Genomic DNA, 24,644 nt, shown 5'->3' on the forward strand with positions numbered 1-24,644 from the left:
CGAGGCGCACGCGCCTCGGTCGAAACGTCTGTCACGGGAGGGACGGCACATGAGCCAGGATGACGCTTACGAGGATGTCGTCAAAACGCGGCGTGAGGAGAACTTCGCCTCTTTCGAAAGTCGCGATAAAAGCTTGCTGCACAGGGTCCATGATGTCCTTCATGGCAATCCCGCGCTGGTGCCGCTGATCGTCCTGCTGGCGTCGATCCTCGTCTTCGGGGTGCTGCTGGGATCGCGGTTCTTCTCGCCCTTTGCGCTGACGCTGATCCTGCAGCAGGTTCAGATCGTCGGCATCGTCGCGGCGGCGCAGTCGCTGATCATCCTGACCGCCGGGATCGACCTGTCGGTGGGGGCGATCACGGTGTTCTCCTCTGTGGTGATGGGCCAGTTCGCCTTTCGCTACGGGATCCCCCCCTCCATCGCGGTCGTGGCCGGGCTTGCGTTCGGCACGCTCTGCGGCGCGCTGAACGGGCTGCTCGTCAGCAAGATGAAGCTGCCGCCCTTCATCGTCACGCTGGGCACGTGGCAGATCATCCTGGCGTCGAACTACCTCTATTCCCGCAACGAGACGATCCGCTCGCAGGACATCGAGACGAGCGCGCCCATCCTGCAGTTCATGGGCACGCGGTTCGAGATCGGCGGCGCGGTCTTTACCGTCGGTGTGGTCTTCATGATCCTTCTGATGCTCGGGCTTGCCTGGGCGTTGAAGAACACCGCCTGGGGGCGGCACGTCTATGCCGTGGGCGACGATGCCGAGGCCGCGGCGCTCTCGGGCGTCAATGTCCACCGCACCCTGATGTCGGTCTACATGCTGGGCGGCCTGATCTGCGGCCTTGCCGGATGGGCCCTGATCGGGCGGCTCGGGTCGGTCTCCCCGACCTCGGCCTACGAGGCGAATATCGAATCCATCACCGCCGTGGTGATCGGCGGCATCTCTCTGTTCGGAGGGCGCGGGTCGATCCTTGGCGCCTTATTCGGGGCGCTGATCGTCGGTGTCTTCTCGCTGGGGCTGCGGCTTCTGGGGGCCGATGCGCAGTGGACCTACTTCTTCATCGGCGTGCTGATCATCGTCGCCGTCGCCGTGGACCAATGGATCAGAAAGGTATCGGCATGACTGAGCCCGTTCTCTCTGCAAAGAACCTGACCAAGCGCTATGGCAAGGTCACCGCGCTGGACAACTGCGATTTCGAGCTCTACCCGGGCGAGATCCTTGCCGTGATCGGCGATAACGGGGCCGGCAAATCGACCTTGATCAAAGCGTTGTCGGGGGCCGTGACCGCCGACGAGGGCGAGATCTACGTCGAGGGGCAACCGGTCCGCTTCACGTCGCCTAACGACGGGCGCGAGGCCGGGATCGAGACCGTCTACCAGACCCTCGCCATGTCGCCGGCGCTGTCGATCACCGACAATATGTTCATGGGCCGCGAGATCAGGAAGAAGGGGTTCATGGGAAAGGTCCTGCGTCAGCTCGACCGAAAGGCGATGGAGGACTTCGCCCGGCAGAAGCTCTCGGATCTCGGATTGATGACCATCCAGAACATCGGGCAGCCGGTCGAAACCCTTTCGGGCGGCCAGAGGCAGGGTGTCGCCGTGGCGCGGGCAGCAGCGTTCGGATCGAAGGTGATCATTCTCGACGAACCGACGGCGGCCCTCGGCGTCAAGGAGAGCCGGCGCGTGCTGGAACTCATTCAGGACGTGAAAAAGCGGGGCATCCCGATCATCCTGATCAGCCACAACATGCCCCATGTCTTCGAGCTGGCGGACCGGATCCATGTCCACCGCCTCGGCCGTCGCCTCTGCGTGATCGATCCGAAGAAGTACAGCATGTCCGACGCCGTGGCCTTCATGACCGGCGCCAAGGAGCCGGACGACCCCCGCGCAGCCTGACGCGGGGGCGGGTGGCGCGACCTCCTGCCCCGAAAGGGCTGGATCTGCGAAATTGCGAGTTTCGCAAGCATGGGCCGTCCGATCGATTTCTTCGTCTCAGCAGGACAAGTCAGCGGTTACACCGGCGCGCGCTGCTCATCATGGCCTCCTTGCCTCAGAATTAGCGAAGAAGGCGTCCACGATACACCGGGCTATGCTGCCTTCGGCAGACCGCGCGCGGGACAGGCCGGCAAGAACAGCTGAAAGCGCTTCGGCTGCTCTCCGGTGAGCAAAAGAGGTCTTTCATGTCCGGCACTTTGCTCACTGCCGCCGACTCTCGAAAACTGCCCGAAATTCATAGGTCCCGAGTCCAAGCCATGCGGCGGCCTTCACGCCGCTTGGCGTTTGGCGGTGCCGGGAGCGATGCGGAACTGCGCAAGGAGACGTTCCAGGTCCTCTGCCCCGCCAGAAAGCGCTGCACAGGCCGCGCTCGTTTCCTCGAACATTGCGGCGTTGTGTTGTTGGGTTTTGTCGAGTTCGCCCACCGCCGTGTTGATTTCGACGATGCCGCCGGCTTGCTCGTCACTTGAGGATGCGATCCGGCTCACCTGGCCGGATATCTCGTCGATGCTGCCTATGATCTCCTGCAGGGCCCCACTTGCGCGTCCGACGAGTTCGACCCCGTGGCTGACTTGATCCCCCGAGTCGGAAATCAGCCCGCCGATCTCGCGCGCGGCGTCGGACGTGCGCTGCGCGAGGGTCCGCACCTCAGAGGCAACGACCGCAAACCCCTGCCCCGACGAGCCCGCGCGCGCGGCCTCGACCCCGGCATTGAGTGCCAGCAGGTTGGTCTGGAAGGCGATGTCATCGATCACGTTGATGATGCTGCGGATGCGGTCGGACGACTCCTCGATCTGACCCATTGCCTCCACAGCCTCCCCGACCACCGTGGAACTGGTGCGTGCCTTCTCGTTGACGCCCCCGACCAGCTTGTCTGTTTCACGTGCAGCGTTCGCCGCTGCGCGGACGAGGTCTGTCATCTCGGACAGGGCCGCAGCGGTTTGCTCGAGCGTGGCGGCAGACCGTTCCGTGCGCAGCGACAGATCCCCGGTCGCGCCGGTAATCTCGTTGACCGTATCCACGATGCTGCGGGTCGAATCGGTGATCTGCCCCACCAGCTCGGAGAGACGCCGCAACATCTCGTTGAAGTCCTGCCTGAGCGACTCGTATTCAGCGGGAAAGGCCTGTTCGATATGCGCCTCGAGGTCACCGCGGGCCACCTTGCCAAGGCCGCCGGCAAGCTGTGCGACGACGGCCGCTTGCACGTCCTGACGCTCCGCCTGCCGCGCCTCGAGCGCGGTTTTCTCGAGAAGCCCGTGCCGCAGGGTTTCCACCGAGGTCGCCATCGCGCCGATTTCGTCGCTGCGCCCCGTATAGGGCACCTCGTTGCCGTAGGTCCCCTGGGCCAGTTCGCCGACCGTCTCGAGCATCCGCGCCAGCGGCTTGCGCAGGAGCGTGCCTGTCACGACATGCAGCGTGAGCAGAGCAAGCGCCAGCGTCGCCAGCCCCTCGAGCCCGGTGCTGATCAGTTCCTGACGCACCGGTGCGACGAACGCGGCCTTCGGAACGTCGAGGAGGGCAACCCAAGTCGTGTTCATGCCGGGGGCCGTGAACGGATACACAAGACGCAAATCCCCGTTGGGCAGTTCGATCTGCCGGGGGGCGCCGTCCTCGAGCGCGGCGGTGACGAGATCCGCGCCGGGCCCGTCATACGGCGTGGTCAATCGCTCCGGATCCGGCGTTGCGAGCATCTGCCCGCTGCTGCTCACGAGTTGCGTGAGACCGCCGTCGAAGGCGCTCATTCCGCCAAGCATGTCCACCAGCGTATTGAGGGTGATATCGACCCCGCTGATCGCCACGATCTGACCGTCGATGCGCACCGGCACCGCCACGCTGGTGATGAGAAAGCCGCCCTCTGCAATATAGGGGTCGGTGATCACGCTGGCATCCGTCTCGAGCGGGGTGGTGAACCACGCCGCTTCCGGGTTCACCGGGAAGGGAATGTTGGTCAGGCCGTCGCTGCCGCTCTTGGTCCACCACACCGACAGAACCGAATCGTCATTCCGTGCGCGATCCCCGTCGATCCTGCGGTTGATCGCGCCGTCCGGCAAACCCGCGATCCACGCGCCGAAGATGCGCGAGTATTGCGACGGCACCGCCCGAATGGCCCGCAGCAGCCCGGTATCGGTGGCCTCCCCGGTCTCGAGGTATCCCGACAGGGCGCCGGCGAGCGCGGTCCCGGCGGCGGTTGCGACGGTGACTTCCACCGCGACCTCGCTGGCGATGTTCGCAGCCTTTGCCTGGGCCAGTTCGAGCACCTGCTCGCGCGCGGTGGTCGCGGCCTGCCAGCCGCTGAGAGCGGTCAATCCGAGGACGAGGGCCGCGATCGCGGACCCCGTTGCCATGAGGAGCCGGTTTGAAACGGAATGTCGCAGTCTGAGCATTTCTGTCCCCGAAGCCTGAAAGTCCCCGAGCACTACCGCGTGAAGTCTCAATACTCCCTTAAAGCGGCTGCGCATGGGCCCGGAGGTGCTCTCGCGGGTGCGATGCGGCGCCGCGTCGGGAGGGGGATCAGAGAGAGGGACGGTCCATCCCTGCGGGCAGACCTAGGTCGTCGCCAACGATGGCGGGTCTTAAACCGTTGGGAAGGTCTGGGCGCCATCCAGAGCAGAGGCCGGCGACACCTCTCTGCACCGCGGACACGGCGCTCATCGAGACACGCCGGTTGGCCGAGCTGGTTCTTGAGAGCAGACGCAACGCCGAAGAACCGGGGCAGGATCAACGTCGGGGGCCGATCGCCGATCCGGCATTATCAAACCAACGCTGCAACGTCTCTTCAGCCTTCAGGATCACCGCCCCGCGCGAGGGCGAAGTCCATCCTTCGGGCGAACGTCACCCACGAAACCCGGGCCGGCGACAGGCACCACCGGCCCGCCGACGCGGCGCGCCCGCCTCGGCAGACCTGCCGTGCTACTGGATCTCGCGCGTCGGGCCGTAAGCGGCGCGGAAGCGTGTGTAGGCCTCGTCGAACGCTTCGGTGAGCGCGGGCTCCGGCGCGATCTCTTCGCTGATCTCCGGAGCAGTCATCACCTCGCTGACCGAGGCCTCGCCCGCCGCCACCATGCCAAGCCGCGCCGCACCCAGCGCCGCGCCGAACTCGCCGCCCGCGGGCAACTCGAGCGTCACGTCGAGCACCGTTGCGATGAGCTTCAGCCAGTAGCGCGAGCGCGCGCCGCCGCCGATCGCCAGCAGACGCTCGAGCCGCAGCCCGGTGGCCTCGAGCGCGCGCTGGCTGTCGCGCAGCCCGAAGGCCACGCCCTCGAGCACCGCGCGGGCCATGTCGTCGCGCGTGGTGTCGGCGCCGAGCCCGGTGAAGCTGCCACGGATCCCGGCATCGTTGTGCGGCGTGCGTTCGCCCGAGAGATAGGGCAGGAAGCGCACGCGCCCGGGGGCCTGCAGGGCCTCGCCCAGCGGCGCGGTGAGCTCGGCCGGCGTGGTGCCGGTGATCCGCGCCAGCCAGTTCAGGCTGTCGGTGGCCGAGAGCATCACCCCCATCTGGTACCAGCGCTCGGGCACCGCGTGGCAGAAGGTGTGCAGCGCCGTCTCGGGCGCCGGGTGATAGCCGTCGCGTGCCGCCAGAAGCACCCCCGAGGTGCCCAGAGACACGAAGCCCTGCCCCTCGTTCATCGTGCCGATGCCACAGGCCGCCGCGGCGTTGTCGCCGGCCCCGCCGGCCACCACCACCGATGCGTTCACCCCCCAGCGCGCCGCGAGGTCCGGGCGCAGCGTGCCGCCGGCCTCAGAGCCCTCGACGAGGGCCGGCATCTGGTCGCGGCGCATGTGCCCGGCGGCGAGCAGCTCTTCGGACCAGTCGCGCGCGCCGGTGTCGAGCCACGAGGTGCCGGCGCTGTCAGACATGTCGGCGAAAAATGCGCCGGTCAGGTAGTGGTTGAGGTAGGCCGTGGGCAGCAACACCTTGTCGATGCGGGCGAAATTCTCGGGCTCATGGGCGCGCACCCACTCGAGCTTGGGCGCGGTGAAGCCGGGGAAGACGATGTTACCGGACAGCGCGCGCACGCCCTCGGTGGCATCGAGCCGCGCCGCCTCGGCATGGCTGCGGGTGTCGTTCCACAGGATGCAGGGCCGGATCACCGCGCCCGACGCATCGAGCAGCGTCGCGCCGTGCATGTGCCCGGACACGCCGATGCCGCGCAGCCCGGCGAACTCGGGATGCGCCGCGCCCAGCTCTGCGACCGCGCCTTCGAGCGCCGTGATCCAGTCGGCAGGGTCCTGCTCGGACCAGCCCGATTGCGGGTGCGCCGCGTCGTAGTGCCGCTCGGTGGCACCCAGCGGCTGGCCGGTGTCGCTGACCAGCAGGGCGCGCAGCCCCGAGGTGCCCAGATCGATGCCGAGATAGGCCATGAGTTCTCCCTTTTCGCCGGGCGGTCTCCGCCGGGTCGGCGCGCAGCCGCCCGTCCCCCTGCTCCGGTCCTGATGTTAGCGCCATCGCGGCGCCTGTCCTCCCGCGAAGTTCTGCCCGCCGAGGGGCGCATTGGTCAAGCAGGGATGTCTGGAGCGCGGCCCACGCTCCGCTGCCCGGTTCCCCGCCGAGCCGATATCTCCCCTCTTCCGCCAAGTGCCGCGATCAGCTACGCAGTGGCAAAGGCCGTCGTGGACGAACGGCCATGCGAGGACGCAAGCAGTCATGAAACCCATCCGCCTGATCTCGGGCATTCTCACCGTCGGCTTCTGGACGCTGGCCAGCCGTGTGCTGGGCGTCGCGCGAGAAATCCTGATCCTCGCCTATATCGGACCCGGCCCGCTGATGGACGCGTTTGTGGCCGCGTTCCGTCTGCCCAACATGTTTCGCAGGTTCTTTGCCGAGGGCGCCTTCAATGCCGCTTTCGTGCCGATCTTTTCCAAGAAATACGAGGGCGACGAGGACCCGCTGCGCTTTGCGCGCGACGCGCTGAACGGGCTGGCCTTCGTGCTGCTGATCCTGAGCGCGCTGGCGCTGATCTTCATGCCGGCGCTGGTCTATGCCACCGCCGGCGGCTTTGCCGGCGACGCGCGCTTCGAGCTGACCGTGGGCTTTGGGAGGATCATCTTTCCCTACATCCTGTTCATCTCGCTGGCGGCGCTGTTTTCGGGCGCCCTGAACGCCACCGGACACTTTGCCGCCGCCGCCGCGGCGCCGGTGCTGCTGAACATCTTCGTCATCATCGCCATGGTCGTGGCGGCGGTGATCGGCGGCGACGTGATCCAGTGGCTGGTCTGGACGATCCCCTTCGCCGGCGTGGCGCAGCTGGTGCTGGTCTGGGTCGCGGCAGAGCGCGCCGGGGTGAAGGTGCGCCCCGGCCTGCCGCGCCTCACGCCCGACATGAAGCGGCTGGTGCGCGTGGCGGTGCCCGCAGGGCTCGCGGGCGGGGTGATGCAGATCAACCTGCTGGTCGGCCAGCAGGTGGCCTCGCAATTCGACAAGGCGGTGGGCTGGCTCTACGCCGCCGACCGGCTCTACCAGCTGCCGCTGGGCGTGGTCGGCATCGCGGTGGGCATCGTGCTGCTGCCTGACCTGTCACGCCGGCTCAAGGCCTCGGACGATGCCGGCGCCCGGCACGCGTTTTCCCGCGCGGGGGAGATGGCGCTGGCGCTGACGATCCCGGCGGCGGTGGCCCTGACGGTGATCCCCCTGCCGATGGTATCGGTGCTTTTCGAGCGCGGCGCGACCTCGGCAGATGACAGTGCCGCCATCGCGCTGGCGGTGGCGATCTACGGGCTCGGCCTGCCGGCCTTCGTGCTGCAGAAGGTGCTGCAGCCGGTGTTCTTCGCCCGCGAGGACACCCGGACGCCGTTCCGCTACGCGGTCTGGTCGATGGTGGTCAACGCCGCCATCGCGGTGGGGCTCGCGCCGCTGATCGGCTGGATCGCCCCGGCCATCGCCACCACCGTCGCGGGCTGGGTCATGGTGCTGATGCTGGGCATCGGCGGACGCCGCCTCGGCGACGCCGCGCGCTTCGACGCCCGCTTCCGTCGGCGCATCTGGGGCATCCTCGCCGCCTCCATCCTGATGGGCGCGATTCTGTGGGGAACCTATCTGCTGCTCGACCCGTTGCTGCATAGAGACTACTGGCGCTACCCGGCGCTCGTTTTGCTGCTTGCCGTCGGCATGGTGTCCTACGGCGTCGCAGGACAGCTGCTGGGAGCCTTCAGACTGGCCGACTTCAAAGCGGCGCTGCGACGCAAACGGGCCTGAAAGGGTCCTGGCAACGGACCTTGCACGGACGGAAAATGACACTGACCTCTCTTATCACGGCTGCCGAAGGCTTCCCCGCGCTCGAGAGGCTCGCGGCTTCTGCGCAGCATGAGCTGGTGATGTCGTTCCGGATCCTAGATCCGGACACCCGGCTTCGCGCGCCCGAGCTGAAAGAGCGCGGTCTGGAGACATGGGCCGACCTCCTGGCGATGCTGGCGAAGCGGGGCGTGAAGATCCGCATGGTCCTGTCGGATTTCGACCCGATCTTCGCCTCGGACCTGCACCGGCTGGCCTGGCGCTCGGCCAGCGGCTTCGCCTCCGCCGTGGAGGGCGACGTGCAGATCGTCTGCGCCCCGCACGGGCAGATGGCAGGCCCGGTCTGGCGCCTGTTCATGCGCGGACGCATCGCCCGGATGCTGAACAAGCTGCGCTCCGAAGAGAGCGGGAAGCTCACCCCGGTGCAGCGCGCGCTGCTCAAAGGACCGGCGCGGCTGCGCCCGGTAACCATCCACCAGAAATTCGCCGTCGCCGACAACGCCCGCTGCATCATCGGCGGGCTCGACATCAACGAGCGCCGCTACGACACGCCCGAGCACGACCGGCCGCCGGAAGAGACTTGGCATGACGTCTCGATGCAGGTCGATGACCCGGATTTCTCTGCCGCGCTGCGGGTGCACTTCTCGGACACTTGGAACGATGCGTTGGCCTGCGGCGTCTCCTGCATCGGTGACGGCGCCGAGGAGATGCCGGCCAAGACCCGACCGCAGCCGCCCGCCGACCTGCGCCTGATCCGCACCGTCTCCTCGCCCTGCCCCGGCCCGGCCCGGCTTGCGCCGCGCGCCAAGGTGCAGGATCACGAGAAGGCGCTGATCGCGATGATCGGCGAGGCGCAGCATCATATCTATATCGAGACCCAGTTCCTGCGCCACCGACCCATCGTAGATGCGCTGGTCAAGGCGGCAGAGCGTGCGCCCGAGCTTCAGCTGGTGATCGTGCTGCCACCCGCCGCCGAGCGGGTGCTGTTCGACAGCGACATGGGCTGGGACGCGCGCCACGGCCACGGCCTGCAGACCGAAGCCGCGCACCGGCTGACCAAGGCCTATGCCGAGAACCTCGCCATGGTTTCGCCCGGGCAGTCGAAGCCCGCCAAGGACGGCGAGGCCGACGTGCTCCATTCGGGGCCGATCTACGTGCACTCCAAGGTCACGTTGGTCGATGACCGGGTCGGCATGGTGGGCTCGGCCAACCTCAACGGGCGCTCGATGCACTGGGACACCGAGGCCTCGGTGATGTTTCGCCGCCCCGAAGACGTGAAGGCCCTGCGCGATCGGCTTGCGGAAATCTGGCTTGGGCCGCGGCTCGGCGCGCAGAGCACCACCTCGGCCCGCACTTGGCGGCAGGCGGCTCTGGCCAACGCCGCGGTGGAGCCGGCCGAGCGCGAGGGCTTCGTGCTGCCCTACCCCACGGCCAGCGGCAAGGATTTCTCGCGCCGCGTGCCGGTGCTGCCCGACGACATGTTCTAATCGCGCTGCGCCGCCCAGTTGCGGCGCAGCGTCTCTTCCGACTGCGCTGCCCCGCTCAGTTGCGGCGCAACTTCTCGAGCAGCCGCGACCAGCCGCCCGGCACCAGCAGCAGCGTCAGCGTGAAGCCGGTGGCGAAGCCGGCGATATCGGCCACCCAGTCCTTGCTACCGCCGAAAATCAGCCCGAAGACCAACTGAATCGCCACCAGCATCCCGATCAGCGAGAACGCCCGCACCTGCTGGGCTCCCATCTGTCCCAGACGCAGCCAGAGCAGGTAGGTGAAGCCGCCAATCAAACCGTAGACCGCCGGAAAGGCCCCGATCAGCGGGACCTGCGTATCGACGATTAGCCCGTAGGCCAGCGCGCCGGCAAAAGTCGAGGCGAAGAAGATCACCACCGTGCGCAGCGATCCCAGCGCCTCGGCCACCATCTTGCCCATCGCCAGCAGCATGACCCCGGCAAAGAGCGCATGGGTGAAGTTCGCGTGGACGAAGGCATAGCTGAAGAAGCGCACGAGGTGCCCGGCGGGGAACTCTCCCGTCGACAGCATCCAGCGCAGCACCTGCCCGAAGAAGGCGAAGCGCTCCATCGCCTCGAGCCGCCAGCCCAAGGCCGAGGGCCCGCCGATCAGCCCGTAGGCGCCCAGAGAGAAGGCGGCCTCGACGCCCACGACGACGATGAACAGCGCCATGACCACCGGCGGTACCGGATTGAGGGGCGGTTCGTTATGCGGATGCACCATTGGCGGGCTCTTTCTTGACGGCATGTCGGGGCATGGGTAAGCCAGCCCCACCCGAATTTCCAGACGGAGTTGAGCCCATGTCCGAGGCGGCCCAGAACAATCCCGCCTTCACCCCGCGCGTGTTTTCCGGAATCCAGCCTTCCGGAGGCCTGACGCTCGGCAATTATCTCGGCGCGATGAAGCGCTTCTTGGACATGCAGGGAAGCGGCATCGAGACGATCTACTGCGTCGTCGACATGCACGCGATCACCGTCTGGCAGGATCCCGAGGCGCTCCGGAAGCAGACCCGCGAGCTGACCGCCGGCTATCTCGCCGCCGGGCTCGACCCGACGAAGTCGATCCTGTTCAACCAGAGCCAGGTGCCCGAGCACGCGCAGCTGGCGTGGATCTTCAACTGCGTCGCGCGTCTGGGCTGGATGAACCGGATGACCCAGTTCAAGGACAAGGCCGGCAAGAACGCCGAGAAGGCCTCGCTGGGGCTTTATGCCTATCCCGCGCTGATGGCCGCCGACATTCTGCTCTACCACGCCACCCAGGTGCCCGTGGGCGAGGACCAGAAGCAGCACGTGGAGCTGACCCGCGACATCGCGGCGAAGTTCAACCACGACTACGGCACCGAGTTCTTCCCGATGACCGAGCCGGTGATCGAAGGCGCGGCCACACGGGTGATGAGCCTGCGCGACGGCTCGAAGAAGATGTCGAAGTCCGACCCCTCGGACGCAAGCCGCATCAACATGACCGACGATGCCGATGCCATCGCAAAGAAGATCCGCAAGGCCAAGACCGATCCCGAGCCCCTGCCGTCGGAGCCGGCGGGTCTTGCCGAGCGTCCCGAAGCGCGCAACCTCGTCAATATCTACGCGGCACTCTCCGAGCAGTCGGTCGACGCGGTGATGGCGGATGTGGGCGGCAAGGCGTTCTCGGAATTCAAGCCGATGCTGGCGGATCTCGCGGTGGCCAAGCTCGCGCCGATTTCGACCGAGATGGCCCGCTACATGGAAGACCCGGCCGAGATCGACCGGATCCTTGCCGATGGCGCATCGCGCGCCCGCAAGATCGCCGCACCGATCCTGAAGAAGACCTACGAGATCGTCGGCATGGTGGGCGCCTGAGCCCACCTTTCTTCAAGCGGGCGGGCGCCTGAGCTCACTTGACCACGTGCGCTGGCGACAGGCGCTAACGGACCGCCCGAAGATTTTTCCTCCGAAAAATCTTCCCCCAGGGGTGATGCGAAGAGTTTTCGGACGAAAACTCTTCGTGCCCTGCCCTCAGCCCTGAACCGCGATCCGGGCCGAGAGCCGCAGCGCATGGCTGGCGTCGCGCGCCTGCGCCGGCATCACCGGATCGTAGGCAGCCCGCAGGAGCGCGCCGATCTCGGGGCGCAGCACGACGCGGCCATCCTCGAGCACGCCCAGCGCCGAGCGCTCGGCAAAGGCGCGCTCGGACCAGAGCAGCATCACCTGCACCACCTGCGCCAGCGCCAGTTCCTCGACGGGCTGCGCCGCCAGCGGCTCGTCGACCCGCAGGAACACGAACGCCGCCTTGATCGCGCCCTGCTGGTCGAAGCGAAAGGCCCGGTACTGGTTCGCATTCGCCGCCTGTAGCTTCTCCACCAGCGGCTCGAGATCCTCGATCAGCCGCCCGAGGTCGGGCACCTCGCGCAGCTCGGCCCAGTCGCGGAATAAGAACACCATGACATTCGCACCAAGCTCGGGATCGGTCTCGGCCATCTTGGCACCGGCCAGCGCGCAGACCGCCTCGAAGGCCCCCTTGATGACCGACAAGGTCTCGTCCTCGACCCCGAACACGATCGGCACCAGCGGCCGCCCCCAGCGGGCGCAGAGGTAGCTTCCGTCATTGCGGGTGAAGAGCGGTTCGATCTCCTGCGGCTGCATGTGGTCTCCTTGGATGGCAGTGGCGATGGCATTGGGCGCCGCGCTTATAGGGCAAGCGGGAGGGCGGTTGAACCCGGATCAGCGCCGGCCCCAGAGCCTGCGCCGTCCGGGCGCCGGGCGTCCCGTCCTGCGCTCGCGCAGGAAGACGAAAAGCCCTGCCCCCACGATCAGCGCACACCCGACCCAGACATTCGCCCCGGGCCATTCCCCGAAGATCAGCCAGCCCCAGAGAATCGCCAGCGGCAGCCCGATATACTCGAACGGCGCAATCGTCGCCGCCGCCGCCAGCCGGTAGGCGGAGCTTAGTGCGTAGCCCACGAAGCCCGACAGCGTCCCAAGCGCCAGCAGCACCAGCGCATCATGCCCGCTGGGCATCACCCACGGGCGCAGCAGAAAGCGCAGCGCCTCGCTCTCGACACGGTCGGCATAGCGCCCGTCGCCCGCCACCAGCCAGAAGCCGAAGGCCACGACGAGGAAGGTCGCCTGCAGGTAGACAGCCAGCGCCGAGGCCCGCGTGGTCAGCCCCAGCCGCCGGGTCAGCACCTGCAGCATGGCGTAAAAGAACGCCGCGATCACCGGCAGCAGCAGCACTAGGCGCGACACCTCGAGATCGTCCTTCCACGGCTGCTGCATCACCAGCGCCCCGAGAAAGCCGACCACCACCGCTGCCAGCCGCAGCGGCCCGACCTTTTCGCCAAGGAACGGGATCGAGAGCAACGTGATGAACAGCGGCGCCACGAAGAACAGCGCCGTGACCTGCGCCAGCGACAGCACCGCGAACGCGGCGTAGAAGGTCATGTTGGCAAGCACCACCAGCAGGCCGCGCAGCATGTGCAGCACCGGCGTCTTGGTGCGCAGGAGATGCCAGCCGCCCTCGAGCTTCACCAGCGTCAGGGTGATCAGCAGACCGATGCCCGCCCGCGCCGCGACGATCTCGTGCAGCGGGTAGTCGCCCGAGAGCAGCTTGATCAGCATGTCGTTGACCGAGATCGCGGCGACGCCGAAGCAGATGAAGGCAATGCCCAGCCCGGGACGGTCGGAAAGCGTGTTCATGGCCAGAGTGCTAGTGTGGCGCGGCGGGCGGCACCAGCGCAAAGCGCGCGCTCAGGGCCGGGATCTGCGCCCCGGGGGCATTGGCCTCCCGCCGCCCGCCAGAGGTTCGGGTCCTGACCTGCACGCAGAGCCGCACAGGATGCCCCAAACGCACAGGGGGGCCTGCGCGCGCGCACGTTGTGTTGCGGCGCGGACAGGCTAGGTTCCGCCCTCAGGACGACAGGACAGGAGGGACCGCGATGGCGATGGTCGAACTGCGGCAGGTCCGCAAGGTCTATGACAGTGGGTTCGAGGCGCTCAAGGGCGTCGATCTCGAGATCGAAAAGGGCGAGATCCTCGCCCTGCTCGGCCCCAACGGCGCCGGCAAGACGACGCTGATCTCCACCGTCTGCGGGTTGGTGATGCCGAGCTCGGGCAGCCTGAAGGTGGGCGGGCACGACGTGGTGAACGACTACCGCGCGGCGCGCTCGCTGATCGGGCTGGTGCCGCAGGAGATCAGCCTCGAGCCCTTCGAGAAGGTCGACAACGCCGTGCGCCTGTCGCGCGGGCTGTTCGGCAAGCCCCGCAACGACGCGTTGATCGAGGAGATCCTCCGCCGCCTGTCGCTCTGGGACAAGCGCAACACGCCGATCCGGGCGCTCTCGGGGGGCATGAAGCGCCGGGTTCTGATCGCCAAGGCGTTGAGCCACGAGCCCGACGTCCTGTTTCTCGACGAGCCCACCGCCGGCGTCGACGTCGAGCTGCGCCGCGACATGTGGGAGATCGTCGCCGACCTGAAGGCGCGCGGCGTCACCATCATCCTGACCACCCACTACATCGAAGAGGCCGAGGCCATCGCCGACCGCATCGGCGTCATCAATCACGGCGAGATCCTGCTGGTCGAAGAGAAGGCCAGCCTGATGAAACGTCTGGGCCGCAAGGAATTGCGCATCGAGCTGGCCGAGCCGGTCACGGCGCTGCCGGACGCGCTTGCGGGCCGCAGCCTGCGCCTCGAAGAGGAGGGCCGCGTGCTGGTTTATGACTACGACACCACCGCCGAGCGCACCGGTCTGGCGAAGCTGATGGCCGAGCTCAGCGCCGCGGGTCTCAGCGTGCGCGATGTCGACACCCGCAAGAGCACTCTGGAAGACATCTTCGTCGATCTCGTCAAGCAACAGGAGGGCGCGGCATGAGCGGCATGAACTGGCGCGGCATCTGGGCGATCTACCGGTTCGAGATGATGCGGTTCTTCCGCACCCTGCTGCAGAGCTTCGTCTCTCCGGTGATCTCGACCTCGCTCTATTTCGTGGTCTTCGGCACCGCCATCGGCGGCCGCATCGATCAGGTCGAGGGCGTCAGCTACGGCGCCTTCATCGTGCCCGGTCTGATCATGCTGTCGGTGATCACGCAGGCAATCTCCAACGCCTCGTTCGGGATCTACTTTCCGAAGTTCATCGGCACGATCTACGAACTGCTCTCGGCGCCGCTGAACTTCCTCGAGATCGTCATCGGCTATGTCGGTGCCGCCGCCACCAAGGCGCTGTTCATCGGGGTGGTGATCCTTCTGACCGCGTCGTTCTTCGTCGACATCCAGATCCTGCACCCGCTGGCGATGGTGGCCTTCCTGCTGCTGACCTGCCTGAGCTTCGCGCTGCTGGGCTTCATCCTCGGGCTCTGGGCGGGCAATTTCGAGCAACTGCAGCTGGTGCCGCTGCTGGTGGTGACGCCGCTGGTGTTCCTCGGCGGCTCGTTCTACTCGATCTCGATGCTGCCCCCGGCGTGGCAGACCGTGGCACTGTTCAACCCGGTGGTCTACCTGATCTCGGGCTTCCGCTGGGCCTTTTTCGGCATCGCCGACGTGCCGGTGGGGCTGAGCCTGCTGGCCATCGCGGGCTTCACCCTGCTCTGCCTCGGGGTGATCTGGTGGATCTTCCGCACCGGCTGGCGGCTGCGCTCATGACGCGGCGCGCCGGCCGCTGATCCGGCCGGCGCGCGCAAGCACCCACAGACATCTCCCGGACGCCGGCGCCCCTGCGCCCGGTCCGGAGGCCCGAACAGACCGAGCCTCGGCGCGGTGATACAGAACGGCCGGTCGGCCCCGCGTGAGGGCCCGGCCCGCTGCCATCATGGCGCTGACCTTGGACCGCACCGAGTGCTGTGCGCTGGCGCGCAACGCGCCGTCTCGCCAAGGGCCGCCAAACAGCCTATGGCTGTGACATGCCCCGTGTCGTGCCCCTTGCCGCGGCGGGCGCCCTGCCTGTCTGGCGGCGGCCCGTGACGCTTCTCTTCCTCATGGCCATCGCCATGCCGCTCAGCTTCGCGACATGGTCGGCGCTGCTCAACAACTTCGTCATCGACGCGGCACAGTTCGACGGCTCCGATATCGGCTGGCTGCACACGGTGCGCGAGATCCCGGGCTTTCTGGCGATCGGGGTGATCCTCGTGCTGCTGGTGATGCGCGAGCAGGTGCTGGCGCTCTCGGCGCTCACCCTGCTCGGCGCCGCCACAGCCGCCACCGCGTGGTTTCCCTCGATGGCCGGCATCCTGATCATCACCATGCTGAGCTCGATCGGCTTCCATTACTACGAGACGGTGAACCAGAGCCTGCAGCTGCAATGGCTGCCCAAGGACCGGGCGCCGCAGATGCTGGGCTGGCTGCTGGCGGCGGCCAGCGGCGCCACCTTCGTGGCCTACGTGGTCATCGTGATGACCTGGGAGTCGCTCGGCCTGTCCTACAACAGCGTCTACATGGCCTCGGGCGGGCTGACGCTGGTGATCGTGGCCTATTGCTCGGTCGCCTTCCCTCAGTTCGAGAGCCCCAATCCCCAGCGCAAGCGCTTCGTGCTGCGCCGGCGCTACTGGCTCTATTACGCGCTGCAATTCATGTCCGGCGCGCGGCGGCAGATCTTCGTGGTCTTCGCCGGCTTCATGATGGTCGAGCGCTTCGGCTTCGCGGTGCACGAGGTCACCGGGCTCTACCTGATCAACCTGATGGTCAACCTCGTGGCGGCGCCGCTGCTCGGCAAGGCGGTGCATCGCTTCGGAGAGCGCCGTGTGCTGATCTTCGAATATGTCGGCCTCACGCTGGTGTTCCTTGCCTATGGCGGGCTCTACTGGTTCGGCTGGGGCGTGCTGCTGGCCTCGGTGCTCTACGTCATCGACCACATCTTCTTCGGCCTCGCGCTGGCGCTGAAGACCTATTTCCAGAAGATCGCCGACCCCGGGGACATCGCCCCCACCTCCGCTGTCGCCTTCACCATCAACCATATCGCCGCCGTGGTCCTGCCCTTCCTGTTGGGCTATCTCTGGCTGGTCTCGCCCGGCGCGGTCTTCGGCCTTGCCGCCGGCATGGCGCTGATCTCGCTGAGCCTCGCGCTGATGATCCCGCGCCACCCCGCGCCGGGCAACGAAACGGTCTTCGCCGCCCCCATGCCGGCCCCTGCGGAATAACCGCGCCGCAAGCGCCACGCTCCAGGCTTCTTTGGTTCAAAAATACCTCGGGGGTGAATTGGCCGCAGGCCAAGAGGGGGCAGAGCCCCCTCCCTTTCTTCGTAGGCGCACCTCCGGTGCGACAGGGGGCAGAGCCCCCTCCCTTCTCTCAAAGACACTCCCCCGAGACAGCGGCGCAGCTCCCACACATCCCCGCGCCAACACGCCTCGAACGCATCGCAACCGATCCAACCTTCCCACCGCGGCCCAAACGCTGTATCCGGCTCCGCAGTCAATCCCGGAGCCCTTCCCATGCCCAAGACCTGGACCGCCTTCACCAAACTTCCCGCCAAGGACTCTGCCGAGGCGCTCGGCGAGGCGATGGAAGAGCTCGAGCCCGCGCCCTCCGGCGTCGGCGTGTTCGAGATCGAGGACGGCAGCGGCACCTGGGAGGTCGGTGGCTACTTCACCGAGGCACCCGACGATATCGAGCTGGCGCTGCTGGCCGCGGCCTTCGGTGCGCAGGACTTCGTCGTCTCCGAGGTTCCGGATCAGGATTGGGTCGACAAGGTGCGCCGCGAGCTGACCCCGGTCGAGGCCGGGCGCTTCTTCGTCTATGGCAGCCACGACGCGGACAAGATCCCCGAGGGGGCCGAGCCGCTGCTGATCGAGGCCGCCATGGCCTTCGGCACCGGCCACCACGGCACCACGCTGGGCTGCCTGCGCGCGCTCGACAGGCTCGCCACGGGCGGTTTCACCGGCCGCAACGTGGCCGATATCGGGTGCGGCACCGCGGTGCTCGCGATGGGCGCGGCGCGGATCTGGCCCGACCCGGTGATGGCATCGGATATCGACGAGGTCGCCGTCGAGGTGGCCGAGGCGAACGTGCGGGCCAACGGGCTCGAGGGCAAGGTGGCCTGCGTCGAGGCCGCGGGCTTCGACAACCCCGCGCTTGCGGACCGCGCGCCGTTCGATCTGGTTTTCGCCAACATCCTCAAGCAGCCGCTGATCGATCTCGCGCCGCACATGGCCGCGCATCTGCAGCCCGGCGGCTACGCGATCCTGTCGGGGATCCTCACCCGTCAGGCCGACGAGGTGGTCGAGGTCTATGCACAGAACGGCATCAATCAGATCCACCGCGAAGAAATTGGTGACTGGGTGACGCTCACGCTGCAGCGGGCTGACGGCTAAGCCGCGAATTACCGGGAAATCCGCGGCAGAAGCCACATTCCCGCCCCATTGCGACCTTAGAGCCGACCCAGCCGGTGGGGGCCGGAGTGTAAGAGGTTGCCATGGATAAGGCTCTGAACGACTTCGACAAGCGCCAGCGGGCGGTTGTCCAGAAGCATCACAAGCTCGCCAACGGCTACATCACCAAGCTGAACCGGAACGGGATCTACGAGCACAAGCCGATCCGCCGTTTGCCGCTCGTCTCGCTCAAGAGCCTGCTGGTTACGGTCTTCTGCATCCTCGCTTTCAAGGGCCTCCTGATCGCCGGCCTCGGCATCGAGGACTATGCCGCGCGGCTCGCGCATCTGTCCCAGGGCAGCACGGTCGAGCGCGCCGGGGCGTGGCTGATGGGCGCCGACCCGGCGAGTGAGTGGATCGCCACCGTTCTGGGCGCGCTCTTCGGCTGAGGACGCGCCCGCGCCCGACGCGTTTCCCACCGCCAGACATGAAGAAAGCCGCGCTCTTCCTCGGAAGAGCGCGGCTTTCTGGTCTTGGCCGTGAGTGGCGGGGGTGGCCCCTCAGGGAGGGGCCGTGGTCTCAGTAGTTGCCGCGTGCGACGGCGTGGATGTCTGCGCGGGTCAGACCGATATCGTCGAGTTCGCGATCGGACAGGGCCTCGAGGCTCTTGCGGGTGAGGCGCGCGTCGTTCCAGTCGACGATCGCGTCGGCAAGGCTCGCGAAGAAGCGGCTCACCGAGGCTGCGATGGCGTAGGAGGCGGATGCACCGCGCTCGGGGGTCGCGCCGTAGCCATTGAGGAAAACGGTGCCGATGCGACCGGCCATACCGGCGGCACCAGCGTTCTGGCGGAAGGAGTCGTATGCCGACATGGGTCAGTGTCCTTGACTTGATGTTTTCAGAGTGCCTGAATTCTATGCGAGGCATCTAGTGAAGCTCCAATCAGGCGACAACTCGCAGAAATTGCATGGTCCTTATGCGTTTTGCGAATAGCTCAGAAAATAAGTAAACATCCGCTTTTCACGCCTATTTTTCGGTCGTTCTGAGGTCGCTGGGAAACCCCGGGATGTCGCAAACAGGCTCCGCCGCCCGTTCGACGGGCGCAGCAGCGTCAGCGGCCAACGCGCTTCTTGCTTGGCGAATGTTCGCGTTTCGTGCTACCCGATGGCAAACAGGCAACACAAAGGCGGGCAGGAATGAGGGTTCTCGGCATTGATCCGGGTCTGAGACGGCTGGGATGGGGAATCATCGACGCCGAAGGCAGCCGCCTGAGGCATGTCGCGAACGGGGTCTGCGAGTCGCAGGGCACGGACGATCTCGCCACGCGCCTGCTGGCGCTGCACCGCCAGCTCACCGAGGTGCTGACCCGCTTCGCGCCCGAGATTGCCGCGGTCGAGCAGACCTTCGTCAACAAGGACGCCGTCGGCACGCTGAAGCTCGGACAGGCCCGCGGCGTGGCGCTTCTGGTGCCGGCGCAGTTCGGCCTGCCGGTGGGCGAATACGCCCCCAACAAGGTGAAGAAGACCGTGGTCGGGGTCGGTCATGCCGACAAGCGCCAGATCGAGCACATGGTGAAGATGCAGCTTCCCGGCGTGCAGATCGCCGGTCCCGACGCCGCCGACGCGCTGGCCATCGCGATCTGCCACGCCCATCACGTGGGGCCGCAACTGGCGAGGAAACTGGCATGATCGGGCGCATCGCGGGACGCATCGAATACAAGGGCGAGGATCACGTTCTGATCGACGTGCGCGGCGTCGGCTACATCGTCTATTGCTCCGACCGGGTGCTCGCGGGATTGCCCGGCCCCGGCGAGGCGGCGGCGCTCTATACCGACCTCATGGTGCGCGAGGACCTGTTGCAGCTCTACGGCTTCCCGACGCTGGTCGAGAAGGAGTGGTTCCGCCTGCTGATGACGGTGCAGGGCGTGGGCGCCAAGGCGTCGCTGGCGATTCTCGGCACGCTCGGCCCCGACGGCGTCAGCCGCGCCATCGCGCTTGGCGACGGCACCGCGATCAAGGCCGCCAAGGGCATCGGCCCCAAGACCGCACAACGCGTGGTTCACGAGTTGAAGGACAAGGCCCCGATGGTCATGGCGATGGGCGCCGGCCCGGTGGCCAGCCCCGGCAACGACGTGCTCGAGGACGCCGCGGCGGCCCCCGCCGCCCCCCGCGCGCCCGCTCCGCGCCCTGCCCCCCCGGCGGCGCCGGCCCAGTCCGAGGCGCTCTCGGCGCTGTCCAATCTCGGTTATGCGCCGGGCGAGGCGGCTGGCGCCGTGGCACAGGCGGCCGGCGATCTGCCGGAGGCCACCACCGCCGAGCTGATCCGCGCGGCGCTGAAACTGCTGGCGCCGAAGGGATAAGGCGGTAAGGAATGGATATGACCGACCCCGATCCCACCCTGCGCCCCGAGCCGATGCCCGAGGATCGCGACCGCGCCCTGCGGCCGCAGATGCTGCAGGATTTCGTCGGACAGGCCGAGGCGCGCGCCAACCTGCGGGTCTTCATCCAGTCCGCCCGGCAGCGCGCCGAGGCGATGGACCACACCCTGTTCCACGGCCCTCCGGGCCTCGGCAAGACCACGCTGGCGCAGATCATGGCGCGCGAGCTCGGGGTGAACTTCCGCATGACCTCCGGCCCGGTGCTGGCCAAGGCGGGCGATCTCGCGGCGATCCTCACCAATCTCGAGCGCAACGACGTGCTCTTCATCGACGAGATCCACCGCCTGAACGCCGCCGTGGAAGAGGTGCTCTACCCGGCAATGGAGGATTACGAGCTCGACTTGGTGATCGGCGAGGGCCCGGCGGCGCGCACCGTGCGCATCGAACTGCAGCCCTTCACGCTGGTCGGCGCCACCACCCGGCTCGGCCTGCTGACCACGCCGCTGCGCGACCGCTTCGGCATCCCGACCCGGCTGCAGTTCTATACCGTCGAGGAACTCAACAGCATCGTCACCCGCAACGCCGAGAAGCTCGGCGTCCGGGCCGAACCCGACGGCGCGCGCGAAATCGCCCGCCGCGCCCGCGGCACGCCGCGCATCGCCGGGCGGCTGCTGCGGCGGGTGGTGGATTTCGCGGTGGTCGAGGGCAACGGCGTGGTCACGCGCGAGCTGGCCGATGGAGCGCTCACCCGGCTGGGGGTCGACGGGCTCGGCCTCGACGGCGCCGACCGGCGCTATCTCGGGCTCATCGCCGAGCATTACGGCGGCGGCCCGGTGGGCATCGAGACCATCGCCGCGGCGCTGTCGGAAAGCCGCGACGCCATCGAGGAGGTGATCGAGCCCTACCTGCTGCAGCAGGGCCTGATCCAGCGCACGCCGCGGGGCCGGATGCTGGCACAGCGCGCCTGGACCCATCTCGGCCTCGCCGCGCCGCAACCGCCCGGACAGTCGACCCTGTTCGACTGAGCCTTCTTCCCGGGCCGCTTCAGAGCACCGCGACGAGCACGAGGATCGACAACCCGAGCACGCCGATCCCCGCCAGCTCCCTGCGGGTTACCCGCTCGCGGAAGAATAGCACCGAGGCCAGCAGCGAGAAGATCAGCTCGACCTGCCCCAGCGCCTGCACATAGGCGGCGGTCTGCAGGGTGAAGGCGGTGAACCAAGAGAGGCTGCCCGCCATCGAGGTCAGGCCCAGCCACAGCGCCACCTTGCGGGCCTGCCAGACGGCGGTGATCTGACCGGGCTCGACGGCTCTCAGCCAGACCGCCATGGCGATGCATTGCGACAGCACCACGCAGCTCAGGGTGACCGAGGCCCGCAGGATCGGATCCTCGCCGCCGATCTCGAGCGAGGCGGCGCGGTAGCCGACGGCGGAGAACGCGAAGAAGAAGCCAGAGGCAAGCCCCAGCGCCACCGCGCGGTTGGCGATCCGGCGCAGGAATGCGCCGCTGACATCGGGCGTGTCGGAGAGCAGCAACACCCCGACGAGCCCGATCAGGATGGCGCCCCATCCGGCTGGCGAGAGCGCCTCGCCCAGCAGCACGAAGCCCACGATGGCGGTCTGGATGACCTCGGTCTTCTTGAAGGTGATGCCCACGGCGAAGTTGCGCTGCCGGAACAGCGCCACGACGCAGATCGTGGCGAGGATCTGCCCCAGCGCCCCGATCCATGCGTAGAGCCAGAAGGCAAGGCCGAGCCGTGGCCAGCCCTGCCCGGTGGTCGAGAGATAGGCCGCGGTGAAAAGCAGCGCCGCCGGCAACGCGTAGGCGAAACGGGCGAAGGTACTCCCGGTGGAACTCAGCGCGCCCATGCTCAGCACCTTGTGCAGCATGAAGCGCAAGGTCTGGAAGAAGGCGGCAGAGAGCGTCACGGCGATCCAAAGGTCCATGGGCGCAGCTTTGACGGCCAAGACCGGAAAAGGCCAGTGCGATCGCAGGATTATAGGCCTGCAAACGACTTCAGGCCCATTGCCGCGCCATCTCTGCTCCCTTCGACCGGCCTGCCCCGACCAGGGCCGGTGGCCGGGGCCAGCCGCCTCTCCCTCCGGACCTGCGCCCTTTAAAAAGATTGAGGGCGCTGTCCCCTGTCGCTCCGGAGGTGCGCTTTAAAAAGAAAAGAGGGGGGGGGCGCTGCCCCCTCTTGGCCCGCGCCCAATTCACCCCCGAGGTATTTTTGAACCAAAGAAGCCATGAGCGCTGTGCCCTTGGCTTCTCTTCGTCAAAAATACTCCCGCCGGAGGCATCCGACCGTGTCGTCGCGCACAGGCGCCGGGACCGGGGTCCGGCAGCGCCTCAGAGGCTGCGCCACTCCCCCGGCGCGAGGCCCTCGACCGACCAGTCGCCGATCGACCAGCGCACCAGCCGCAGGCAGGGCAGACCGACATGGGCGGTCATCCGGCGCACCTGCCGGTTGCGGCCCTCGGTGATGGTCAACTCGAGCCAGGCGTCCGGCACCGACTTGCGGAAGCGCACCGGCGGCACGCGGGGCCAGAGATCCGGCGGCGGCAGCCGGCGGACCTGTGCCGGCCGGGTCGGGCCATCCTTCAGCGTCACGCCGCGGCGCAGGCGGGCGAGCTGATCCTCGGACGGGTCGCCCTCGACCTGCACGAGGTAGGTCTTGGGCTTCTTGAACTTCGGATGAGCGATGCGGGCCTGCAGGCGGCCGTCATCGGTGAGCAGCAGCAACCCCTCGCTGTCGCGGTCGAGCCGGCCCGCGGGGTAGACCTTGGGCACATCGACATAGTTCGACAGCGTCGCGCGCGGGCTGTCCGCGGTGCCCTTGTCGGTGAATTGCGACAGCACGCCGAAAGGCTTGTTGAGCAGGATCAGCATTGGCGGCGCTCCGCGAAGAAGCGCTTCAGCAGCGCCTCGGCGGGCGCCGCCGAGATGCCGTCGTAGATCTCGGGCACATGGTGGCACTGGGCATGGGCGTAGACCCGGGCGCCGTGGGCGACGCCGCCCGACTTGGGATCGCCGGCCCCGTAATAAAGTCGCGCGACGCGCGCGAAGGAGATCGCCGCGGCGCACATCGGGCAGGGTTCCAGCGTGACGTAGAGATCATGCCCCGGCAGCCGCTCGGAGCCGGCGGCGCGGCAGGCGGCACGCAAAGCGAGAATCTCGGCATGAGCCGTGGGATCGTCGAGCTCGCGGGTGCGGTTGCCGGCGCTGGCCACCACCGCGCCCGAGGGCGCCACCACCACCGCGCCCACCGGCACTTCGCCGCGGGCGGCGGCGGCGCGGGCCTCGGAGAGGGCCTGATCCATGTGACTGCGAAAGCTCATGGCGCCGGGTGATAGCCGAGCCGCGGCGCTTTGGCGAGACGCTTCCCCCGGGCGCGGCTTTGCAGTATGGCTCGGCGCATGAAAAAGCCCCCTGCCCGCCCCTACGCGCCCGCCAAGGCCCCGACCGACACGCCGCCGGGCGACCGCATCGCCAAGGTGCTGTCGCGCGCCGGCATCGCCAGCCGGCGCGAGGCCGAGCGGATGATCGAGGAAGGCCGCGTCACGGTGAACGGCGAGACCATCGCCAGCCCGGCGCGCAACGTCACCGACAAGGACCGCATCACCGTCGACGGCAAGCCGCTCGAGGCACCGGAGGCGCCGCGCATGTGGCTCTATCACAAGCCCGCCGGACTGGTGACCACCACCAAGGACGAGCAGGGCCGCGAGACCATCTTCGACAAGCTGCCCGAGGACCTGCCGCGGGTAATGACCGTGGGCCGGCTCGACCTCAACTCGGAGGGCTTGCTGCTGCTGACCAATGACGGCGGCATCAAGCGCAAGCTCGAGCTGCCCTCGACCGGCTGGCTGCGGCGCTACCGCGTGCGGGTCAACGGCAAGCCCACCGAGGAGATGCTCAAGCCCCTGCGCGACGGCATCACCGTGGATGGCCAGAGATTCCAGCCGATGCAGGTTGAGCTCGACCGGCAGCAGGGCTCGAACGCCTGGCTTACCGTTGGCCTGCGCGAGGGCAAGAACCGCGAGATCCGGCGCGCCATGACCGATATCGGCCTGACCGTGAACCGGCTGATCCGGATCTCTTACGGGCCGTTCCAGCTGGGCCAGATGAAAGTTGGCGAAGTGGTCGAACTGCGCGGTCGAATCGTCCGCGATCAACTTGGGCTAGAAGGGGCGAAACCCGCTCGCCCGGAGCCAAGCCGCCGCCGCAAACCCCGCCCCATTCCGGACAAATCTCGGCGCGACAAGCGTTAACCATATATTAAC

The 24,644-nt window shown here is 67.5% G+C and carries 23 protein-coding genes; 14 read left to right on the forward strand and 9 right to left on the reverse strand.

Annotation, left to right across the window (positions count from 1 at the left end; translation table 11 throughout):
- Positions 1 to 49: 49 nt before the first annotated feature.
- Together LCM15_RS15805 and LCM15_RS15810 are read left to right on the forward strand one after the other, a co-directional pair.
- Entirely contained in the window at positions 50 to 1,114 is a 1,065-nt protein-coding gene (locus LCM15_RS15805) for an ABC transporter permease (protein WP_224858105.1), read from the forward strand.
- Positions 1,111 to 1,887 (forward strand): ATP-binding cassette domain-containing protein, encoded by a 777-nt coding sequence (locus LCM15_RS15810; RefSeq protein ID WP_224858107.1) that lies wholly within the window; start codon positions 1,111 to 1,113, stop codon positions 1,885 to 1,887. The genes LCM15_RS15805 and LCM15_RS15810 overlap by 4 nt, the downstream gene beginning before the upstream one ends.
- A 368-nt stretch (positions 1,888 to 2,255) precedes the next feature.
- On the opposite strand, the gene LCM15_RS15815 is transcribed toward LCM15_RS15810, so the two are convergent.
- Both LCM15_RS15815 and xylB read right to left on the reverse strand, forming a co-directional pair.
- The gene (locus tag LCM15_RS15815) at positions 2,256 to 4,331 is read right to left on the reverse strand and encodes a methyl-accepting chemotaxis protein (RefSeq protein ID WP_224858109.1); all 2,076 of its coding nucleotides are present in this window, start codon (positions 4,329 to 4,331) and stop codon (positions 2,256 to 2,258) included.
- 565 nt (positions 4,332 to 4,896) lie between these two features.
- Positions 4,897 to 6,348, reverse strand: a complete 1,452-nt coding sequence (xylB, locus tag LCM15_RS15820; protein ID WP_224858111.1) for a xylulokinase — start codon at positions 6,346 to 6,348, stop codon at positions 4,897 to 4,899.
- A gap of 283 nt (positions 6,349 to 6,631) precedes the next feature.
- Here xylB and murJ point away from each other — a divergent pair, with 283 nt between their 5' ends.
- Both murJ and LCM15_RS15830 read left to right on the forward strand, forming a co-directional pair.
- Positions 6,632 to 8,179 carry a murein biosynthesis integral membrane protein MurJ gene (gene murJ, locus LCM15_RS15825; protein ID WP_224858113.1) on the forward strand — a complete coding sequence of 516 codons (1,548 nt, stop codon included), beginning with the start codon at positions 6,632 to 6,634 and terminating at the stop codon, positions 8,177 to 8,179.
- A gap of 35 nt (positions 8,180 to 8,214) precedes the next feature.
- Positions 8,215 to 9,702 carry a phospholipase D-like domain-containing protein gene (locus LCM15_RS15830; RefSeq protein ID WP_224858114.1) on the forward strand — a complete coding sequence of 496 codons (1,488 nt, stop codon included), beginning with the start codon at positions 8,215 to 8,217 and terminating at the stop codon, positions 9,700 to 9,702.
- A gap of 55 nt (positions 9,703 to 9,757) precedes the next feature.
- Here the strand turns inward: LCM15_RS15830 and LCM15_RS15835 are convergent, their stop codons facing one another.
- On the reverse strand, positions 9,758 to 10,444 hold the full coding sequence (locus LCM15_RS15835) for a rhomboid family intramembrane serine protease (RefSeq protein WP_224858116.1): 687 nt from the start codon (positions 10,442 to 10,444) through the stop codon (positions 9,758 to 9,760).
- Between the two features lie 77 nt (positions 10,445 to 10,521).
- Here LCM15_RS15835 and trpS point away from each other — a divergent pair, with 77 nt between their 5' ends.
- Positions 10,522 to 11,556: a tryptophan--tRNA ligase gene (gene trpS / locus LCM15_RS15840; RefSeq protein ID WP_224858118.1), complete on the forward strand. Its 1,035-nt coding sequence runs from the start codon at positions 10,522 to 10,524 to the stop codon at positions 11,554 to 11,556.
- 156 nt (positions 11,557 to 11,712) lie between these two features.
- Here trpS and LCM15_RS15845 read toward each other — a convergent pair whose 3' ends face one another.
- A complete protein-coding gene (locus LCM15_RS15845; protein WP_224858120.1) occupies positions 11,713 to 12,339 on the reverse strand; it encodes a hypothetical protein in 627 nt (208 codons plus the stop codon).
- A gap of 78 nt (positions 12,340 to 12,417) precedes the next feature.
- Positions 12,418 to 13,392 (reverse strand): DMT family transporter, encoded by a 975-nt coding sequence (locus LCM15_RS15850; protein ID WP_224858122.1) that lies wholly within the window; start codon positions 13,390 to 13,392, stop codon positions 12,418 to 12,420.
- A 239-nt stretch (positions 13,393 to 13,631) separates the two neighbouring features.
- Here LCM15_RS15850 and LCM15_RS15855 point away from each other — a divergent pair, with 239 nt between their 5' ends.
- The 5 genes from LCM15_RS15855 to LCM15_RS15875 all read left to right on the forward strand — a co-directional run bounded on the left by LCM15_RS15855 (position 13,632) and on the right by LCM15_RS15875 (position 18,437).
- On the forward strand, positions 13,632 to 14,564 hold the full coding sequence (locus LCM15_RS15855; protein ID WP_224858124.1) for an ABC transporter ATP-binding protein: 933 nt from the start codon (positions 13,632 to 13,634) through the stop codon (positions 14,562 to 14,564).
- A 5-nt stretch (positions 14,565 to 14,569) separates the two neighbouring features.
- The gene (locus tag LCM15_RS15860) at positions 14,570 to 15,331 is read left to right on the forward strand and encodes an ABC transporter permease (RefSeq protein WP_224858417.1); all 762 of its coding nucleotides are present in this window, start codon (positions 14,570 to 14,572) and stop codon (positions 15,329 to 15,331) included.
- A gap of 257 nt (positions 15,332 to 15,588) precedes the next feature.
- Positions 15,589 to 16,821, forward strand: coding sequence for an MFS transporter (locus LCM15_RS15865; RefSeq protein ID WP_224858126.1), 1,233 nt, complete (start codon positions 15,589 to 15,591; stop codon positions 16,819 to 16,821).
- 291 nt (positions 16,822 to 17,112) lie between these two features.
- A complete protein-coding gene (locus LCM15_RS15870) occupies positions 17,113 to 17,991 on the forward strand; it encodes a 50S ribosomal protein L11 methyltransferase (protein WP_224858128.1) in 879 nt (292 codons plus the stop codon).
- A 101-nt stretch (positions 17,992 to 18,092) separates the two neighbouring features.
- Positions 18,093 to 18,437 (forward strand): hypothetical protein, encoded by a 345-nt coding sequence (locus tag LCM15_RS15875; protein ID WP_224858130.1) that lies wholly within the window; start codon positions 18,093 to 18,095, stop codon positions 18,435 to 18,437.
- A 130-nt stretch (positions 18,438 to 18,567) separates the two neighbouring features.
- On the opposite strand, the gene LCM15_RS15880 is transcribed toward LCM15_RS15875, so the two are convergent.
- Positions 18,568 to 18,858: a DUF1127 domain-containing protein gene (locus tag LCM15_RS15880; protein ID WP_224858132.1), complete on the reverse strand. Its 291-nt coding sequence runs from the start codon at positions 18,856 to 18,858 to the stop codon at positions 18,568 to 18,570.
- 324 nt (positions 18,859 to 19,182) lie between these two features.
- Between LCM15_RS15880 and ruvC the strand changes: the two genes are divergently transcribed.
- From ruvC to ruvB, 3 genes are read left to right on the forward strand one after another with little or no spacing between them, the layout of a single operon-like run.
- Positions 19,183 to 19,674 (forward strand): crossover junction endodeoxyribonuclease RuvC, encoded by a 492-nt coding sequence (ruvC, locus tag LCM15_RS15885; RefSeq protein ID WP_224858134.1) that lies wholly within the window; start codon positions 19,183 to 19,185, stop codon positions 19,672 to 19,674.
- Positions 19,671 to 20,345, forward strand: a complete 675-nt coding sequence (gene ruvA / locus LCM15_RS15890) for a Holliday junction branch migration protein RuvA (RefSeq protein WP_224858136.1) — start codon at positions 19,671 to 19,673, stop codon at positions 20,343 to 20,345. Before ruvC ends, ruvA begins: the two co-directional genes overlap by 4 nt.
- Before the next feature lie 17 nt (positions 20,346 to 20,362).
- On the forward strand, positions 20,363 to 21,388 hold the full coding sequence (gene ruvB / locus LCM15_RS15895; protein ID WP_224858138.1) for a Holliday junction branch migration DNA helicase RuvB: 1,026 nt from the start codon (positions 20,363 to 20,365) through the stop codon (positions 21,386 to 21,388).
- 19 nt (positions 21,389 to 21,407) lie between these two features.
- Here the strand turns inward: ruvB and LCM15_RS15900 are convergent, their stop codons facing one another.
- The 3 genes from LCM15_RS15900 to LCM15_RS15910 all read right to left on the reverse strand — a co-directional run bounded on the left by LCM15_RS15900 (position 21,408) and on the right by LCM15_RS15910 (position 23,702).
- Positions 21,408 to 22,310: a DMT family transporter gene (locus LCM15_RS15900; RefSeq protein ID WP_224858140.1), complete on the reverse strand. Its 903-nt coding sequence runs from the start codon at positions 22,308 to 22,310 to the stop codon at positions 21,408 to 21,410.
- Positions 22,311 to 22,713: 403 nt separating this feature from the next.
- Positions 22,714 to 23,253, reverse strand: a complete 540-nt coding sequence (locus LCM15_RS15905) for a pseudouridine synthase (RefSeq protein ID WP_224858142.1) — start codon at positions 23,251 to 23,253, stop codon at positions 22,714 to 22,716.
- On the reverse strand, positions 23,247 to 23,702 hold the full coding sequence (locus LCM15_RS15910; RefSeq protein ID WP_224858143.1) for a nucleoside deaminase: 456 nt from the start codon (positions 23,700 to 23,702) through the stop codon (positions 23,247 to 23,249). The genes LCM15_RS15905 and LCM15_RS15910 overlap by 7 nt, the downstream gene beginning before the upstream one ends.
- 78 nt (positions 23,703 to 23,780) lie before the next feature.
- On the opposite strand from LCM15_RS15910, the gene LCM15_RS15915 reads away from it, so the two are divergent.
- Entirely contained in the window at positions 23,781 to 24,632 is an 852-nt protein-coding gene (locus LCM15_RS15915; RefSeq protein ID WP_224858145.1) for a pseudouridine synthase, read from the forward strand.
- Positions 24,633 to 24,644 lie beyond the last annotated feature (12 nt).

The sequence above is a fragment of the Salipiger bermudensis genome (genome assembly GCF_020171625.1).
Classification (GTDB): Bacteria; Pseudomonadota; Alphaproteobacteria; order Rhodobacterales; family Rhodobacteraceae; genus Salipiger; species Salipiger bermudensis_B.

What these genes read in the sequence shown, in the direction of transcription:
- LCM15_RS15805 (WP_224858105.1), top strand. Translation starts at nt 50, where the DNA reads ATGAGCCAGGATGACGCTTACGAGGATGTCGTCAAAACGCGGCGTGAG.
- LCM15_RS15810 (WP_224858107.1), top strand. Translation starts at nt 1,111, where the DNA reads ATGACTGAGCCCGTTCTCTCTGCAAAGAACCTGACCAAGCGCTATGGC.
- LCM15_RS15815 (WP_224858109.1), bottom strand. Translation starts at nt 4,331, where the DNA reads ATGGCAACGGGGTCCGCGATCGCGGCCCTCGTCCTCGGATTGACCGCT.
- xylB (WP_224858111.1), bottom strand. Translation starts at nt 6,348, where the DNA reads ATGGCCTATCTCGGCATCGATCTGGGCACCTCGGGGCTGCGCGCCCTG.
- murJ (WP_224858113.1), top strand. Translation starts at nt 6,632, where the DNA reads ATGAAACCCATCCGCCTGATCTCGGGCATTCTCACCGTCGGCTTCTGG.
- LCM15_RS15830 (WP_224858114.1), top strand. Translation starts at nt 8,215, where the DNA reads ATGACACTGACCTCTCTTATCACGGCTGCCGAAGGCTTCCCCGCGCTC.
- LCM15_RS15835 (WP_224858116.1), bottom strand. Translation starts at nt 10,444, where the DNA reads ATGGTGCATCCGCATAACGAACCGCCCCTCAATCCGGTACCGCCGGTG.
- trpS (WP_224858118.1), top strand. Translation starts at nt 10,522, where the DNA reads ATGTCCGAGGCGGCCCAGAACAATCCCGCCTTCACCCCGCGCGTGTTT.
- LCM15_RS15845 (WP_224858120.1), bottom strand. Translation starts at nt 12,339, where the DNA reads ATGCAGCCGCAGGAGATCGAACCGCTCTTCACCCGCAATGACGGAAGC.
- LCM15_RS15850 (WP_224858122.1), bottom strand. Translation starts at nt 13,392, where the DNA reads ATGAACACGCTTTCCGACCGTCCCGGGCTGGGCATTGCCTTCATCTGC.
- LCM15_RS15855 (WP_224858124.1), top strand. Translation starts at nt 13,632, where the DNA reads ATGGCGATGGTCGAACTGCGGCAGGTCCGCAAGGTCTATGACAGTGGG.
- LCM15_RS15860 (WP_224858417.1), top strand. Translation starts at nt 14,570, where the DNA reads ATGAACTGGCGCGGCATCTGGGCGATCTACCGGTTCGAGATGATGCGG.
- LCM15_RS15865 (WP_224858126.1), top strand. Translation starts at nt 15,589, where the DNA reads ATGCCCCGTGTCGTGCCCCTTGCCGCGGCGGGCGCCCTGCCTGTCTGG.
- LCM15_RS15870 (WP_224858128.1), top strand. Translation starts at nt 17,113, where the DNA reads ATGCCCAAGACCTGGACCGCCTTCACCAAACTTCCCGCCAAGGACTCT.
- LCM15_RS15875 (WP_224858130.1), top strand. Translation starts at nt 18,093, where the DNA reads ATGGATAAGGCTCTGAACGACTTCGACAAGCGCCAGCGGGCGGTTGTC.
- LCM15_RS15880 (WP_224858132.1), bottom strand. Translation starts at nt 18,858, where the DNA reads ATGTCGGCATACGACTCCTTCCGCCAGAACGCTGGTGCCGCCGGTATG.
- ruvC (WP_224858134.1), top strand. Translation starts at nt 19,183, where the DNA reads ATGAGGGTTCTCGGCATTGATCCGGGTCTGAGACGGCTGGGATGGGGA.
- ruvA (WP_224858136.1), top strand. Translation starts at nt 19,671, where the DNA reads ATGATCGGGCGCATCGCGGGACGCATCGAATACAAGGGCGAGGATCAC.
- ruvB (WP_224858138.1), top strand. Translation starts at nt 20,363, where the DNA reads ATGACCGACCCCGATCCCACCCTGCGCCCCGAGCCGATGCCCGAGGAT.
- LCM15_RS15900 (WP_224858140.1), bottom strand. Translation starts at nt 22,310, where the DNA reads ATGGACCTTTGGATCGCCGTGACGCTCTCTGCCGCCTTCTTCCAGACC.
- LCM15_RS15905 (WP_224858142.1), bottom strand. Translation starts at nt 23,253, where the DNA reads ATGCTGATCCTGCTCAACAAGCCTTTCGGCGTGCTGTCGCAATTCACC.
- LCM15_RS15910 (WP_224858143.1), bottom strand. Translation starts at nt 23,702, where the DNA reads ATGAGCTTTCGCAGTCACATGGATCAGGCCCTCTCCGAGGCCCGCGCC.
- LCM15_RS15915 (WP_224858145.1), top strand. Translation starts at nt 23,781, where the DNA reads ATGAAAAAGCCCCCTGCCCGCCCCTACGCGCCCGCCAAGGCCCCGACC.